This window comes from Hyphomonas sp. FCG-A18, from assembly GCF_045287255.1.
Classification (GTDB): Bacteria; Pseudomonadota; Alphaproteobacteria; order Caulobacterales; family Hyphomonadaceae; genus Henriciella.
Map to the genome: position 1 here is coordinate 2,080,198 of NZ_CP137142.1, position 16,025 is coordinate 2,096,222.

General features: G+C 54.8%; 11 protein-coding genes. 5 read left to right on the top strand and 6 right to left on the bottom strand.

What is annotated here, in order from left to right; all coding sequences use genetic code 11:
• The first annotated feature begins 6 nt into the window (after positions 1–6).
• Positions 7–1,272: a diaminopimelate decarboxylase gene (gene lysA, locus RYZ27_RS10365; RefSeq protein WP_406679433.1), complete on the top strand. Its 1,266-nt coding sequence runs from the start codon at positions 7–9 to the stop codon at positions 1,270–1,272.
• Positions 1,260–3,869, top strand: coding sequence for a DUF4175 domain-containing protein (locus RYZ27_RS10370; protein WP_406679434.1), 2,610 nt, complete (start codon positions 1,260–1,262; stop codon positions 3,867–3,869). Before lysA ends, RYZ27_RS10370 begins: the two co-directional genes overlap by 13 nt.
• Positions 3,870–3,899: 30 nt before the next feature.
• Here RYZ27_RS10370 and RYZ27_RS10375 read toward each other — a convergent pair whose 3' ends face one another.
• Positions 3,900–4,805 carry a class I SAM-dependent methyltransferase gene (locus RYZ27_RS10375; protein ID WP_406679435.1) on the bottom strand — a complete coding sequence of 302 codons (906 nt, stop codon included), beginning with the start codon at positions 4,803–4,805 and terminating at the stop codon, positions 3,900–3,902.
• A 197-nt stretch (positions 4,806–5,002) separates the two neighbouring features.
• Here RYZ27_RS10375 and RYZ27_RS10380 point away from each other — a divergent pair, with 197 nt between their 5' ends.
• A complete protein-coding gene (locus RYZ27_RS10380) occupies positions 5,003–5,479 on the top strand; it encodes an Hsp20 family protein (RefSeq protein WP_406679436.1) in 477 nt (158 codons plus the stop codon).
• A gap of 69 nt (positions 5,480–5,548) precedes the next feature.
• Here the strand turns inward: RYZ27_RS10380 and RYZ27_RS10385 are convergent, their stop codons facing one another.
• The 4 genes from RYZ27_RS10385 to RYZ27_RS10400 all read right to left on the bottom strand — a co-directional run bounded on the left by RYZ27_RS10385 (position 5,549) and on the right by RYZ27_RS10400 (position 9,748).
• Positions 5,549–7,078: an AMP-binding protein gene (locus RYZ27_RS10385; protein ID WP_406679437.1), complete on the bottom strand. Its 1,530-nt coding sequence runs from the start codon at positions 7,076–7,078 to the stop codon at positions 5,549–5,551.
• 92 nt (positions 7,079–7,170) lie between these two features.
• Positions 7,171–8,307, bottom strand: a complete 1,137-nt coding sequence (locus tag RYZ27_RS10390) for a glycosyltransferase (protein ID WP_406679438.1) — start codon at positions 8,305–8,307, stop codon at positions 7,171–7,173.
• Positions 8,304–9,281, bottom strand: a complete 978-nt coding sequence (galE, locus tag RYZ27_RS10395; protein ID WP_406679439.1) for a UDP-glucose 4-epimerase GalE — start codon at positions 9,279–9,281, stop codon at positions 8,304–8,306. The genes RYZ27_RS10390 and galE overlap by 4 nt, the downstream gene beginning before the upstream one ends.
• A 74-nt stretch (positions 9,282–9,355) precedes the next feature.
• Complete coding sequence (locus tag RYZ27_RS10400; protein WP_406679440.1) at positions 9,356–9,748, bottom strand: PaaI family thioesterase; 393 nt, start codon at positions 9,746–9,748, stop codon at positions 9,356–9,358.
• A 182-nt stretch (positions 9,749–9,930) separates the two neighbouring features.
• Here RYZ27_RS10400 and RYZ27_RS10405 point away from each other — a divergent pair, with 182 nt between their 5' ends.
• Entirely contained in the window at positions 9,931–10,830 is a 900-nt protein-coding gene (locus RYZ27_RS10405; protein ID WP_406679441.1) for a class I SAM-dependent methyltransferase, read from the top strand.
• Positions 10,831–10,861: 31 nt separating this feature from the next.
• Here RYZ27_RS10405 and RYZ27_RS10410 read toward each other — a convergent pair whose 3' ends face one another.
• Entirely contained in the window at positions 10,862–12,457 is a 1,596-nt protein-coding gene (locus RYZ27_RS10410; RefSeq protein WP_406679442.1) for an ArnT family glycosyltransferase, read from the bottom strand.
• Positions 12,458–12,663: 206 nt separating this feature from the next.
• On the opposite strand from RYZ27_RS10410, the gene RYZ27_RS10415 reads away from it, so the two are divergent.
• Positions 12,664–15,963: a carboxypeptidase regulatory-like domain-containing protein gene (locus RYZ27_RS10415; RefSeq protein WP_406679443.1), complete on the top strand. Its 3,300-nt coding sequence runs from the start codon at positions 12,664–12,666 to the stop codon at positions 15,961–15,963.
• The last annotated feature ends 62 nt before the right edge of the window (positions 15,964–16,025 follow it).

Consider the following 16,025-nt stretch of genomic DNA (forward strand, 5'->3'; position numbering starts at 1 on the left):
AAGCGTTTGCACCATTTCAATTACAAATCCGGTCGCCTCCATTGCGAGGATGTAGACCTGCATGCCATCGCTGATGAAGTTGGCACACCTGTCTATGTCTATTCCAGCGCGACCTTGCGCCGTCATGCGAAAGTTATTCAGGGCGCGTTTGATGGCCAGGACTGCCTGATCGCTTACTCGGTCAAGGCCAATGGCAATATTGCGGTATTGAAAACGCTCGCTGCTGAAGGCTGTGGCGCAGATGTCGTCAGCGGTGGCGAGCTGTTGAAGGCGCGCAAGGCAGGTATCCCCGCCTCGAAAATCGTCTTTTCCGGGGTTGGCAAAACCCGTGAGGAAATGGCGCTGGGCCTGCGTGAAGGCATTCACCAGTTCAATGTCGAAAGCGGCGCAGAACTGCTGACCTTGTCCGAAGTCGCCCTCTCCATGGGCAAGGTTGCGCCTGTGGCCTTGCGCGTGAACCCGGATGTCGCCGCTGGCGGTCATCCCAACATCTCAACCGGTAAAGCTGGCGACAAATTTGGTGTACCATGGGCCGATGCCCCGGAACTCTACCATCAGGCAAAAGCGCTGCCCGGTATCAATGCGGTTGGCGTTGATGTGCATATTGGCTCGCAGATCGGTGACATTGCCCCGATGCGCGCGGCGTTTGAGAAGACCATTGGCCTCGTCAAGTTCCTCCGCGAACAGGGCCATGACCTCACCCGTGTCGATCTCGGCGGGGGGCTGGGAATTCCTTACAAGGCTGATGATAATCCTGCCCCGCCATCTGACTATGCGCAGATGATTGCCGAAGTGACCGGCAATCTCGGACTTCAGGTCATCCTAGAGCCAGGGCGTGTCATCGCCGGCAATGCCGGTATTATGATCAGTGAAACACTCTATCACAAACCAGCCCCGGACCGGACGTTCCTGATTGTCGATGCGGGCATGAATGACCTGATGCGCCCGGCCCTTTATCAGGCCCATCATGATATCATCCCGCTGAATGAACCCGGTGCAGACCATCCGAGCGCGACTTATGACATTGTCGGCCCGATTTGTGAGTCGACCGACAAGTTTGCGGCTCAGCGTGAGATGCCGGAACTCGCCCCGGGTGAACGCATTGCCTTTATGTCATCTGGAGCCTATGGCGCTGTGCTCTCCAGTCAGTACAATGTTCGTCCTCTGGTGGCCGAAGTTCTGGTCGATGGTGACAAGTTCGCCGTGATCCGTAAGCGCCCCAGTTTTGAAGAGATGATGGCATTGGAGCAGATACCCGATTGGCTGACCTGAACCGCATTCCCGGCGTGAAAAGCCGCATCGCCCGAACCTATCGGCGGTTGCGGGATATCGCTGTATGGCGGTCATTCTGGCCTTTTATCGCAGCATGCGCTGCTTTCCTGTGTCTGGCACTCTTGGGTTTGCATGAACGTCTGCCGACCAAGCTGGCAGCCTTATCAACTCTTGCCTTTCTGATCTTCGCGCTGATCACGGCCCTGCGTGGCCTGCGGCACTATCGTGGCCCAAACCGTAATGATGCCGTTCGCGAACTCGACCACCAATCTGACCTGCGCCCACTCAGCAGCCTTCAGGATCGCCCGGCCAGACCAGAAGCTGAAGGGGTCATGCTCTGGCGGGCTCATGAGCAACGCCTGACCGATGCCATTCGCCGCCTGAAAGTTCCAACCTTCCGGGACATCTGGCGACGCGCAGACCCTTTCATGTTCCGCGCAATCCTGCCCGCTGCAATAATCAGCCTGCTTGTGGCCAATGGCACGGGCAGCCTTGATCGCCTCAGCAAGGCTTTCAGCCCGGATTATGGCAGCTTGCTGGGCGCTGAGAATATCCGGATCGAAGCCTGGATTACCCCGCCAGACTATAGCGGGCGGGCACCGATCTTTCTGGATCGCGATGAAAACACCCTAGAGGTTCCTGCCGGGTCAGTCGTAACGGTAAGGGCACAGGCTCCATCGGCACCAAAACTGCGCCTGGATGGACAGCGTCGTGAAACCCTCCCATTCGCAGCAACACCCGATGGCGCTTTTGAAGTCACTGCGACCCTCAAGACAAACACCACGCTGTCCGTGCGCTGGTGGGGTGAACGCCAAAGCTGGACGATACGTACTGCGCCAGACAATCCGCCCAAAACCCTCTTTGTCTCCATGCCGACCCTTGGCGAGAATGATGAGACCGAGTTCACCTGGGCCATTGAGGATGACTATGGCGTCGCCAAGCTTGAGCTTGCCATCCGGCCAGAGAGTGATCCAACCCGCGCGCCAGATCTTATCCCGATTGAACTCGGTGCCTTGAACCCGACCGAGCTGACCAAACGCGATAGCATAGATTTAACCCGTAATCGCTGGGCTGGCTCACGCGTTATTGTCAATCTCGTCGCTACGGATGCCGCGGGCCAAATGGGTGTCAGCGACACGTACGAGTTTATTCTTCCATCAAAGCTGCTTTTACAACCGCTGGCCAAAGCGATTCAGGACGCCCGGGTAACCCTCTTGCGAGAGGATAATCCCTACGACACCCTGCCAGAGCATACCGATTCACTCGTCTCTGGCGCTTTTTACACCTCGGCGACTCAGCGCCTGGGGACGGCCCCGGAAGGCATCCAGCGCGGGCACCTGATGCTTGATGCCATTACCTATGGCACACCAGACTATATCCGTGACTTGCTGGTCTATACCAGCTTGCGGTCCGCTATGCGGGAGATCGAAGCCGCCAGCAATACCGAAACCTCAAAGGCTCTGGATGAGATGCTTTGGGCGGTCAGCTTGCGCGCTGAGTATGGCACATCGGCAGATGCCTATGCACGCCTTCTGGCGGCGCGGAATGCTCTGGAAGAAGCCTTGCGCGATGGCGCGAGTGAAGAGGAAATTCAGCGCCTGACCGAAGCCTTTCGTCAGGCCGCGATGAATTACCTGGCGGCCCGGATGGCTGAAGCGATGGCCAATGGATTGGCCGCACCGCAGCAACCTCAGGATGGCGCTGCTGGTGGTCAGGGACCAAACCTTGGCGGGCAGGACTTTGCCGACATGCTTGATGCTCTGGAAGAGCTGGCTGAAACCGGAGCCGCTGATCAGGCAAGACAATTGCTATCTGACATCACGAACATGCTGGAAAACCTGAATTTCCAACAAGGCGGCGCTGGCGGTGATGGAATGCCCGGCCTGCCCGGACAACAGGGCGATGGTTCAGAGGATGAAAACGTCCCGCAGGAAGAGCGCGAATTGTCCGATACAATGCGTGAGCTTTCGGACATTCTCCGCCAACAGCGTAATCTCAATGACGAAACACTCGCGCAGCAACGCGGCGAGCGTAATGGTCAGGGGCAACAAGGACAAAACAACCAGCCCGGTGGTCAAGGACCAGGATCGGAAGCGCCGGGTGGCTCAGGTGAGCAAAGTTTGGCGGAACAACAAGACCGTTTGGCTGATCTGGTGGATCGCCTGATTGAGCGTTCAGAGAATGGTGAGTTTGGTGCAGGCGGCATCGTTGATGAAGATGCTCTGGAGGCGATTGAACGGGCTCAGCGCCGCGCTGGAAATGCTCTGGAAGAAGGCAATGAGCTACGGGCTCTGCGCAATCAGGAAAATGCAACAGAGCAGCTACGCGACCTCGCAGAAGACCTCGCCGCAGAATTGGATGCTCTACGCGCCGCACGTCTTGGTGAGCAATTCGGCAATGGCACGGAACCCGGTGGCAGCGACCCATTCGGTCGCTCACCAAATGGCGGCATTGGCTCAGACAGTGACGTTGATATCCCTGACCAACTCGAACGCCAGCGCGCATTGGATATTCTTGAAGAACTCCGCCGACGCTATGGCGACACGATTGATGAAGAAGAGCGTGAATACCTCGAGCGGTTGCTGGACCGATTCTAAGCCGAACCGATCCAGCCTTTCATAAACCGCTTATTCCGCAGGCTTGCGGAACTTCAATGTCATGCGGTCGGACTCGCCAATCGCTTCATAGGTCGCCGCATCAAAACCTTCAGGTGTATTGCCTTCACGGTCTGCGGTGCGGCTAACCGGGGGCAAGGTCCAAACCCCAAATGGGTGATCAGCCGTATCAGCCGGGTTGGCATTGATCTCGCTCGCTTCAACGAACTCAAATCCGGCAGCCACAGCCAGAGCCTTCACAAAGTCCTCATGGACGTAACCCGTGCTACCCCGCGGGTCCTGCTCAGCGGTGGAGGGCAAACGGTGCTCAACCACACCCAGAACGCCGCCCGGCTTCAGGGCATCATAGGCGTCAGTGAAGAATTTCGCCGTATAATCCCCGCCCATCCAATTGTGGACATTGCGGAAGGTCAGGACGGCATCAACACTACCAGCCTCTGCCAGAGGACCAGATTCAGCTGAAAATGCGCTGTATTCGAGTGTTCCGAAGGTTTCGGGATCAGCCTCATACTTGGCCTTGAACTCAGTAATGCGTTCTTCAATCCGGGTACGGCGGTCACCTTCAAAGACATTCACATCCCAAATAGCCGCAATCAGCGTACCCTCGCCGGTTGCCAGATACGGGGCCAGGATATTGGTGTACCAGCCACCACCCGGCCAGATCTCTACGACGGTATCATCGGCATCAACCTCAAAGAATTCCAGCGTTTCTGCTGGATTCCGCCAAGTATCGCGGGCCTTCTCGGCATCGCTACGCCATGCGCCCGCCAGAACGGTCTCCATCGCACTTGGCGCTTCAACTTCAGCAACAGGTGCCTCAGCAGGCGGTGTTTCAACCTCTGGAACCGTCGGCTCTTCTGCGCCGCCACAAGCCGCCAAAGCCAATGCGGCCACGCCGCCAATCAGGATACGTTTCATCATCTCTCTCCATTAAGGGCTTGAATCGCCCGTTTGCCCTCTCCACATACGTCATGTTCCGGCGCTGCCAAGCGGGTCGGGACCGGAAAATCTGCCAGTGCCGATGGTCGGGCTGGATATACAGACGCTCCGAACCCTCGCTGCATAGGCTGTCAGACCGCCTGCAGCACACAGTTGCTAGTGAAAGGACTGTACACATGAGTACGATTGATCTGACCCCCCTTTACCGCACCATGGTTGGCTTTGACCGTATGGCCAATATGATCGACAACGCTGCCCGCCTTGATGGCGCACAGGGCTACCCGCCTTATAATATTGAGCGCGTTGCTGATGATGAATTCGCGATCGAAATCGCAGTTGCTGGCTTTGGTGAAGAAGACCTTGAGATTGAAACCAAAGATGGCCTCCTTACCGTTGCAGGCCGCAAAGCTCCTGTCGAAGATGCAGAAGAACGCCAGTTCCTGCACCGTGGCATTGCCGAGCGTGGCTTCCTTCGCCGCTTCCAACTCGCAGATCATGTGATCGTCACCGGAGCAGAGCTGAAGAACGGTCTTTTGCGAATTGAACTGGTTCGTGAGTTGCCAGAAGCGAAAAAGCCGCGCAAGATTGAAATCGGCGCTCCGGCTAAAGGCCGTAAGCCAAAATTGATCGAAGGCGACAAGTCTGCCGCTTAGATCCTCCAAAGGTGCATGAATAGCGCTCCGGACCGCAAGGTCTGGAGCGTTTTCAGTTTGGAGGCGGGCTTAAATCTTCCGGCCCGTCTCTTCCCAGTATGGCGCGCGTAGGCGCTGCTTGAAAATCTTGCCGCTATCCTCTCGCGGCAATGTTTCATGAACATCAAGTTTTCTGGGAATCTTGAAACGGGCAATTCGGGGTTCCAGAAAGCCCTGCATCGACTCCAATGTGACCTCTCGCCCGGGTGCCTGTTCCACAGCCGCAACTACCATCTCACCAAACTCAGCATGTGGCGCTCCGAACACAGCGCAATCGACAATACCCGGCATCTCGATAAGAGCCGCCTCAATCTCCGCCGGGAAAATATTGGCACCACCGGAAATGATCATGTCTTTCTTGCGGTCACTGATGAAGAGGTAATCATCCTCATCCAAGTAACCAATATCCCCGACTGTAGCATGCTGCCCATAGCGCTGCCCCTTCAGGTCCCCATCGGTATTGGAATAGGAAAAATCGCCAAACATGGGCAGATAGACATAAATCGATCCGGCTTCCCCAACGGGCATCTCATTCTGATCATCATCCAGAATCTTGATCGAGCCGCCAGGCAGGACTTTACCAACCGATCCTGGCTTACGCTGCGCCTCTTCAGACGAGATCAGCGTCATGAAGCCGATCTCACTCGCCCCGTAAGACTCATAGAAAATCGGACCCAGCCAATCGATCATCGCCTGCTTCACATCGCGCGGCCAGGCAGACCCGGTTGAGATTCCAAACCGCAAGGTGGATGTGTCATACTTGTTTCGCACGGCTTCTGGCAGCTTCAGCAGACGCACCATCATGGTCGGAACAATATAGCAATGGGTAATCCCGAAACGCTCGACATCGGATAGGAATGTCTCAGCATCAAACTTCGGCGAGATGTGCAGTTCGGCAAACCCGGCAGCCATGCAGAAGGTCGACAAGGCATTCGGAGCACTGTGATACAACGGCGCGGCGGTATAAAAGCGGTCTCCAGGCTTCAATTGCAACACCGCTTCAGCAAGTCCAGCATAGGTTTGATAGGGATCTGGACGCTCCAGATCGACGGCCCGGCGAATGCCTTTCGGGCGGCCCGTGCTGCCGGACGTGTACGCCAACATGCCGCGAAACCGCAGGGGATCTGCGTCTATCGGTGTCGCTTCCGCGATCAACGCATTCAGGTCCTCCTGCCCGTCAGCGATTGCAGGATTGACCCCATAGGTGATGACAATCTCATAGGGTGTGGTCGCGGCCAGCACGGGAATAGCCAACGCATCATCACCACTAAACTTGGCTGTCAGATCGCTATGCCCTATCAGAACCTTGGCCTGCGCATCCTCCAGTATTTGTGTGACCTCCTGGGCGGAGCCATGCCAATTCAGGGTCACAAAATATGCACCCAGATGACGGCACGCCTCAATCACTTCCATATAGAGCGTATCATTGCGCAGCAGAACCGCTACGGCATCATCCTCGCCAATACCGCAATGACTAAGGATCGCGGCTAAACGTTTGGCCCGGTCCAGAAACACCGATCGTTCAGTTTTGCGTCCAGCCATATACAAATCATTGGCCATCAAAGGTTCCTCACGCTTTTTTTCTTAACCATAAAACGTAGATTACAATGAAAGGCCACTCAACGGTGTCGCGCGGTTAACTAAACACAGCGCTATACAGAAAGACCTGCAATTCTCATCAAATGGTCCTCAAGTTTTACACTCTGTTTTTGCAGGTTGAAACTTTCCAGAGCAAAGGCACGTCCAGCCTCTCCCATGGCCGCCGTTGCCGCGGGATCCATCAGCATTTTTCGCAAACTCTCAGCCAGCCCCCGCACATCGCCTTCATCGACGAGGTAACCCGTCTCGCCCTCTTTGACACATTCGGTTATCCCGGCGTGACGGGTCGCGGCTAGTGCGCAGCCCGAGAGCATGGCTTCGATACAAACCAGCGGCAGCCCCTCGGCATCCCCGGATGGCGCACGCTTGGACGGGATACAGGCGATCCGTGCTTGCGCCCAATGCCCCGGCATCTCATCAGCAGGCACCCATCCAGCTAGCTCAACCTTTACACCAGATGCAGCAAGCTTGTCGTGTAAGCCCTGCTCAAACGCATCGCGCTGCCCTTCCGGCTTGTTCCCACACAGGCGCACAGTCCAGCCATTCAAGGCATCGCCGAGCAGGGATAGCGCCTCAATCAGCGTATCAATCCCCTTTTTCGGCGACCACCGCCCGGCAAAGACGATCAGGTCCTGCTTGTCGCCCGGCTGAAACTTCTCCGGATCAGCGGTATTGTGATGGACCACCATTTTCTCGTCGGGTGCGCCCTTGCCCAGCAGCTCACGGCGAATGAAATCAGAGCAGGGCAGGATCAAATCTGCCTCATCCCAGAGGGCTTGCCGACGCCGATTATAGACCCTTGTAAAACTGTTCTTGGTATTGCTCTTCTTGGTCGCATCACCACCATAATAAGTAACCGCCAGAGGCAGATTAAGCTTGCGTGCCAAAGGCAAGGCATAAGCCCCAGATTTACCAAAGCTTGCATGGATAGCGATGGGGTTCAGGTCACGCAGGGTCTGCTCTAGCTTTCCTGAAATCATACCGAACTGTTTGAACCCGTTCACACCCATTGGTCCATGCAGGGACGAAAGATCAATCGCTTCTGCGCCCTGCGGCACAGAGCCGTTGATCGTATGGCCAATGTATACCGGCTTCAGGCGGCTAAACGCACTGTAACCGCGTGGGATAAAGCTCTCAGACGGGGTGAACATCTTATCGCAATAAGCAAGGATCTTGCGCGGTTCTGTCATGATGCTTCCTTTTGAAACCAGTCCCATGCCGTGCGCAGTACTGTATCGAGGTCAGAGCGTTCAGGCCGCCAGCCTAATACGCGCTCAGCTTTTTCAGCGCTTGCGACAAGGCTCGGTGGATCACCGGGACGGCGGTCTGCGATGACGCGTGGCACTTCTTTGCCCGCGACGCGCGATACCGCATCAGCCAGTTCCATAACGCTATAGCCGCGCCCGGTGCCAAGATTGAAAATATCGCTCGCGCCGCCACGGTCGAGATAATCAAGCGCGCGCCAGTGGGCATCGGCAAGATCACTGACATGTACATAATCGCGCACAGGCGTGCCGTCTGGCGTGTCATAATCCCCGCCCAAAATGTTGAACGTAAAGGTGCCATCCATCGCGCCTTTAATGGCCAGCGGAATGACATGTGGTTCGGGGTCATGGCGCTCGCCTGTTTCCCCATCTGGGTCACAGCCCCCCGCATTGAAATAACGTAGGATCACCGAAGCAATGTCATGCGCCATGCCATAATCCTGGATCATACGTTCACAGATCATCTTGCTGGCACCATAGGGATTGATCGGCTGCTGCGGTGTAGCCTCGGTGATCATCTCTTCATGTACGCCATAAGTGGCACAGGAGGATGAGAAAACCATTTGCTTCACATCAGCAGCGACCATCGCATCGAGCAAGCTCATCGTTCCAGCCACATTATTGCGATAATAGATTTCTGGCTGCTGCATGGACTCAGCGACATAGGCAAACGCGGCAAAATGCGCGATCGCATCCGGGCGCACCTCTTTGAGAGCCTGTGTCAGCGCCTGCGTATCGAGGATATCCCCCTCAATCAGCGGGCCCCACTTCACCAGATCACGGTGCCCACGCGAAAGATTATCATAGGTGACAACTTCCCATCCAGCTTTGGCAAAAGCCTTGGCGCTGTGGCTGCCGACATAGCCTGCCCCGCCGGTCACAAAGACTGTCTTGGTCATCACAGCATCCCTTTGAGCGTTACAGGTTGCCTAGGTGAGCCAAGGCTGCGGGTCAAACGACAGAGGCAGAGACGCTACAAAACCAACTGCGTCTGACGCACCAGACAGACCTTCTTGCCATCCGGATCAGTCACCTCGGTCTGCCAGACTGAAAGCTTGCGTCCAATTTTAACGGGGGTGGAGATACCCGTCACAAGAGTCCCCGCCTTGGGACCACGCATCATGCTGGTATTGCTTTCGATCGTCGTGGTGCCATTTGCCCCTTCCGGCAGGGCGAGCCATGCTCCGGTCGCCCCAAGAATATCACAGAAACCCATCATCACGCCGCCATGCATGGTACCGTTTGAGGTGCAGAGCTCATCGCGAATAAGTAATTCTCCGATCACACGCTCGGCGCTCGCTTCAACGATGTTTACATCCAATAGCCGGGCATAGGGCTGTGCCTGCGCAATTGTTACCAAATCCATGGTCATCCACCTTACCTTCAGTCTTGCCTTTCACAGCACAGTAGAAGCCACCCCCCAAGGGAAGCCAAGAGCCTGATCACGAATCCGTGATCAGAATTCTGGATATTGATAGTCGATACCGCGCGACAGGCGAGTACATCTGCGCTAAATGTCCTGTCATTTATAACTTGAGGAGGACGATGATGAAGTCTCTTGCAATTATGGGTACAGCCCTCGCGCTGGTTCTAGGCGGCTGCACTGCGGTCAACATAACCGACACGACCGAGGCCGAAACCACCACCACGACGACAACCATGGTCGATACAGACGCGCTGCAAGCTGCGCTGGATGCCCAGGATGATGCGGCAAAAGCCCGCTATGACTCTCGTAATCCAGGTGAAACACTTGCTTTCTTTGGTATCGAGCCGGGCATGACTGTTGCCGAAGCTCTACCGGGCGGTGGCTGGTACTCAAAAATCCTGCTGCCTTATCTTGGACCTGAAGGTAAACTCGTTGGCGCTCATTATCCTGACGATATGTGGCCGCGCTTTGGCTTTGGTGATGAATGGGCAGCCACGCGCGTCGAGGCGTCTAACACCTGGACCACGACAGCTGCTGAGTGGGGTGTCGAGAATGGTGCGAAACTCGCAGACTATAAGCTGACAGAGATGCCTGAAGAAATGGCCGGAAAGCTTGATGCTGTTCTGTTCATCCGCGCTTTGCACAACCTGAACCGGTTCAATGCTGATGCTGGCTATATGGATGCCACCTTAGCCGAAACATTTAAGGCTCTTAAGCCCGGCGGCATTGTTGGCGTCGTTCAGCACAACGCCCCAGAGGCCAATAGCGATGAATGGGCCAATGGCTCAAATGGCTATCTCAAAAAAGCCGCTGTCATTGCGATGTTTGAAAGCGCCGGTTTTGAGCTGGTCGATAGCAGCGATGTCAATGCAAACCCAAAAGATGTCCCAACTGAGGAAGACTTTGTCTGGCGCCTGCCGCCAACCACAGCTGGCACCGAAGAAGGGACACCTGAGCGCGCCGCGATGGAAGCGATTGGCGAATCCAATCGGATGACGCTTAAATTCATCAAGCCTGCATAAGGCAAGATACGCTTCTCCTGATTTGCCGGGGTCAGCCCTTTGGGCATGGCTCCGGCGGATCAATCGACTGCCCCTCATAGGCGCGCACCCAATCCAGATCGCGCTGTAGAGGGGAAAAGTCGCTCACACGATACAGGTTCAAATCGCGGTGGAGCGGGCAGCCATTCGAGCGATGGCCCAAAAACACGCCGACCTCCCCAATCGCTTCCCAGGTCGCAAAATCAGCTTTGATCCGTGGTCGATATTCATGGCGATAGCTCGCCACTAAAACTCGCGCATCAATCGCATCGCTCATCGGAACGGTTTCTGCGAAACTTTTCGCCCCTTCATTATAGCGCCAGAGGATAAGCGGTACATCCAACTCATCGCGTAAATAATAGTCCAGGCCGTGCCATATCTCGCGTTCATCCACCAGAATAGCAGTTGGCTTTTCGCGCTCTGCTTCCAAGACAAGCTGTTGGGCCAAATCCTCCCAGCCGCGTACCCGCTTTAAGGCATTGTCCTGCCCGACAGCGGCGCTCCAGCTCTGCGGCCCCATCCCGATCACGGCAACAAAGAGTGCCATCACGACATGCAGGCCGACCCCGGCCCAGAACGCAATCGCCCAGGCCCGTCGCTGAACCACAACACTCGCAATCAAAACACTCGCTGCCGGATACGCGGTCGCCGCCCAGTTCGCATGCGCCCGCGAAAGCACGGCCTGGCCTGCAATAATGAGCAAAACAGGGACAATGAAACAGGCAAGCCAGCGCCGCTTGGCACCGATCGAATGGGCCTTGTCGCCGACTGCAACCAGGTCATCCTTTGGCCGCAAGAAGACAATCCCGGCAATTAGGATGACAAAGCTCACAGGGCCAAACACGGCCATCTGATCGGTAATAAACTCCGGCAAGTGATCCCAGTTAAACAGCTCGCCCTGCAGATTGGCATTATCGACCGTATGCCCAACCGTCGCAAAATCATTCGCCGCATTCCAGATCAAATGCGGGGACAGAACCGCAAGCGCGATCAGGCCTGCCGCGAGGCCCTTATATGAGAAGAGCGCGCGCCGCATCGGCATATCAATCAGTGCCGTTAGCCCAACCCCAAGCGCAAAATACAACATCGCATACTTCGATAGGAAGCCACATCCGATGGCCACGCCTAGCCCAATAACCGACCCCCAGCCCGCCTGCCCCTCACGCAATCGCCAAAGCAGCAAAAGAGACAAGGCAAAGAATGGGAACAGGACACCATCGGTCGAGATCACTGCTGAAGACAGAACAATGCCGGGCATCAGAAGATAAGCAATAACCGTGACCAGGCCGGCTTTCTGGCCGAACATCTGGCGGGACAGAAAATACAGGAAAACCGCCGATATCGAATGGAGAACCGGTGCCAGAATTCGAATCGCCCACTCCGAATCGCCGAAAATCGAGGTGCTCAGCGCAATCACCCAGGCAATCATCGGTGGTTTCGAGTAATAGCCCCAATCTAACACTGTACTCCACCGCCAATACTGGGCTTCATCAGCATACAGTTCCAACGGTGAGGCTAAGACCAAGCCAAGGCGAAGCAGCAAGAGCCCTGTAATCATTGCGAAAACGAGATGAAGACTGCGGTCTGGCGAGGGCTGAACGGTATTCATCCTTTGGCTTTAGGCGCTCGACGGCTCAGAATAAAGCTTTCGCCGCATGTGTGGCTTATTTGCAATAATCAAAAATGAGTCTCTGCTTAGCCACAGAACTCTTACAGAACTGTCACATAACTGTTGTGCACCGCACCTAAAGGCCCGGTTTAGTGGCGGAACTGTCTTCTCACGCCGCTCGATCCTAACCCGAGGGGAATCTCGAAATGTCCAATTGGAAACTCTACGCTGGCGTCGCAGCGGCCACGATGGCCACCGCCGCGATCATCGCACCAGCCCAAGCGCAATCTACGTCTTCTAATATCAATGGTCAGGTTACGACCGAAGCAGGCACCCCGGTTGCTGGCGCTTCTGTCACAATCATTCACCTGCCATCAGGGTCTGCTGCAACAGCAACAACCTCTGAAAACGGTGTATTCTTCGCCAGCGGCCTTCGCATCGGTGGCCCTTACCAAGTCACTGTTCAGTCATCTGAAGGTTCTGTCATTCGGGAAGGCATCAACCTGAAGCCTTCAAGTAACTCTCTACAGTTTGCTGTTACAGACGCAGAAGCCCGTCAGGACGTTATCGTGGTCACTGCAGAGGTTGGCTCACGCCTGCAGCTCAATAATGGTGTTGGCTCAGTTTTCAGCAGCTCTGACATTCAAGACCAGCCCACTGTTGACCGTGATCTGATCGCAACTCTGACACGCGACCCGCTGGCTTTCGGTAATGACGGATCGCTTTCCGTTGCCGGTGCAAACCCACGCTTTAACGCTCTATCTATTGATGGTTCGCTTCAGCAGGATGACTTTGGCCTCTCAGACCAGTCTTACCCAACACAGCGTTCGCCAATTAACCTTGATGCGATCGAAGCTGTGTCTCTCGCAGCCACAGACTACTCCGTAACCACTTCGGGCTTTACAGGCGGCCTGATCAACGTTGTCACCAAAGCGGGTACAAACGAGTTTGACGGCTCTGCCTTCTATTACCGCCGCGATGAGGACTTTGAAGGTAACGCTCTCTTCGACACATTCCGCGACCCAGCTCCGTTCACAGACGAAGAGTATGGTTTTACGCTTCGTGGTCCAATCATTGAAGACAAGCTGTTCTTCGCCATCTCATACGACGAAATCAAGTCTGCTGAAGGTGTCACCTTTGTTGAAGATGATGCTGATGATGGTATCGACCCAACTGCTTTTGATGCCCTGAATGCACTCGTACTTGATCGCTATGGCATTGATATGGGCGGACGCCCTCAGACACTCTCTGCACCCTTCACATCAGAGAAGTTGCTGGCCCGTATCGACTGGAACATTAACGATGACCATCGCGCGACCTTTACCTATCAGGATACACAAGAGACCAACCTGGCCTCTATCTCTTCCAGTGAGTTTGCGTCTGCTTGGTATGATGCTCCACAAGAGCTGAAAGCCTACGGTGCTCAGTTGAACTCTCAGTGGACTGATCAACTGTCTACCGAACTGCGTTTCAACTTCAAAGACAACACACGTGGTCAGATCTGTGGTAACCCGGACTCTGGTGAAATCGAGATCCGCCTTGCCGCAAGCGATGCTGCAAATGAGTTCCTCGCAGACGGTGTCACACCAAACCCGCTCTTTGGTTTGATTTCAAACAATGTCACACTGACTGGCTCTTGTGATCGTTTCCGTCACGCAAATGAGTTCAACGACGAGCGTCTTCAGCTCTTCGGTGCCGCAAACTATATCTGGGGCGATCACCTGATCACTGTTGGTGCCGATTACGAAGACTACTCTCTTCGTAATGTCTTTGTACCGCGTGCAAACGGGGAATTCATTTTCAACAATCTACAAGACCTCGTCGACGGTGTTGCAGATGTTCGCTACGATAACGTCAACACGAACAATGCAAGCGACGCGGCAGCTGAGTGGAGCTATGGTAAGCTTTCTCTCTTCGCACAGGACAGCTGGCAAATCCGCCCAGACTTCCGTCTGGACTATGGCTTCCGCTATGAACTGTTCGATCAAAGCGATTCACCTGCTTTTGTTCAGTCGATTCAGGACAACTTTGGTGTCCGCTCTGACGAAAACCTTGATGGGTTGGATGTCTTCCTTCCGCGTGTTGGCTTCGAGTACACGCCATTTGAGCGTACAAGCATCACAGGCGGTATCGGCAAGTATGCTGGTGGTAGCCCACAAGTCTGGATTTCTAACGCCTTCCAGACACCAATCGTTTTCTCAAACATTCGCGGTCAAACAAATGTCGACCCTCTGACTGTTCCACAAGTTAACCTTGATGCAGTAGCGGGCGGCACGCCAGTTATTGTTGACGTCATCTCTTCTGACTTTGAAATTCCTTCAGAGTGGAAAGCTTCTCTTAAGTTGGACCAAGAGTTTGATGCCGACCTTAATCGTTTTGGGATCCCGGTAAATTTTGGTGACGACTATCTGTTCTCTGTTCAGTATATTCGTACTGAGACCGATAAAGGCTTCCGCTGGGAAAACATCGCTCAGACTCAGCTTAGTGAGGGTGTTGCGCCAGACGGTCGTCCAATTTACGCCGATCTTGAAGATCTGGACGAGCAGAACCTGACGGCTCTAACAAACTTTGATGAAGGTTCGTCCGATATCTGGACAGTTGCTCTTCAGAACGAGTTTGATAACGGCTTCGGTTTCTACGCTTCATATGCAAACCAGAGCATTGAAGGGGTAACACCAGGTACGTCTTCACGCGGTATCTCTAACTGGCGTGCAAATGTAACCTTTGATCGTAACAACCCAGAAGTTGGTCGCGCTAACTTCGAAGTTGAGCATGCATTCAAGGCTTTCTTCTCTTACGAGACAGAAATCTTCAAAGACCTTGAGTCCAAGTTCAACCTGTTTGGTACGTTCACATCCGGCACGCCATTCTCCTACACCTACGACGTAAGCACACGCGACCCAAGTGTTCTCTTTGGCCGCGCTGGTCTGGGTGAAGGGCCATTTGATAATGATCTGCTATATGTGCCGACACTGGCCGCTGATGGTTCAAGTGCAGACGCGGCGGTTGTCTTCGGGTCTGGTTTTGACGCTCAAGGCTTTGCTGAACTCGTCAACAGCCGTGGGCTGACCCAAGGTCAGATTGCCTCACGCAATAGCGATGAGAGCCCATGGAACCAGCAGTGGGACTTCCAGTGGTCTCAGGAACTGCCATTCTTCAACGACTATGCAAGCAAGTATGTCGGCGAGAACAAGCTTCGCTTTGTTCTCGACATTGAGAATGTTGCTAACTTGCTCAATGATGAGTGGGGCACACAATACGAAGAGCCAAGCTTCGGCGCGATCGGCCTTGTTGATGCTGACCTTGTAAGTGCCGCTGATGTCGCGGCCAACGGCATCGACGGAGCAACAGCTCTCCGCGGTGACGAGCCACGCACTGTCTGCACAACGTCCTCTTCTTGTGTATATCGTTACACACGTTTCAATGACTTCCGTGCCGATACAGGTAACCGTGACTTCGACACGTCATTCTACACAATCCGCGTTGGTCTGCGTTACGAATTCTAATCTCTGATTAGACCTTACAATCAGGAAGGGCGGCTCTTTGGGCCGCCCTTTTTTGTTTGACC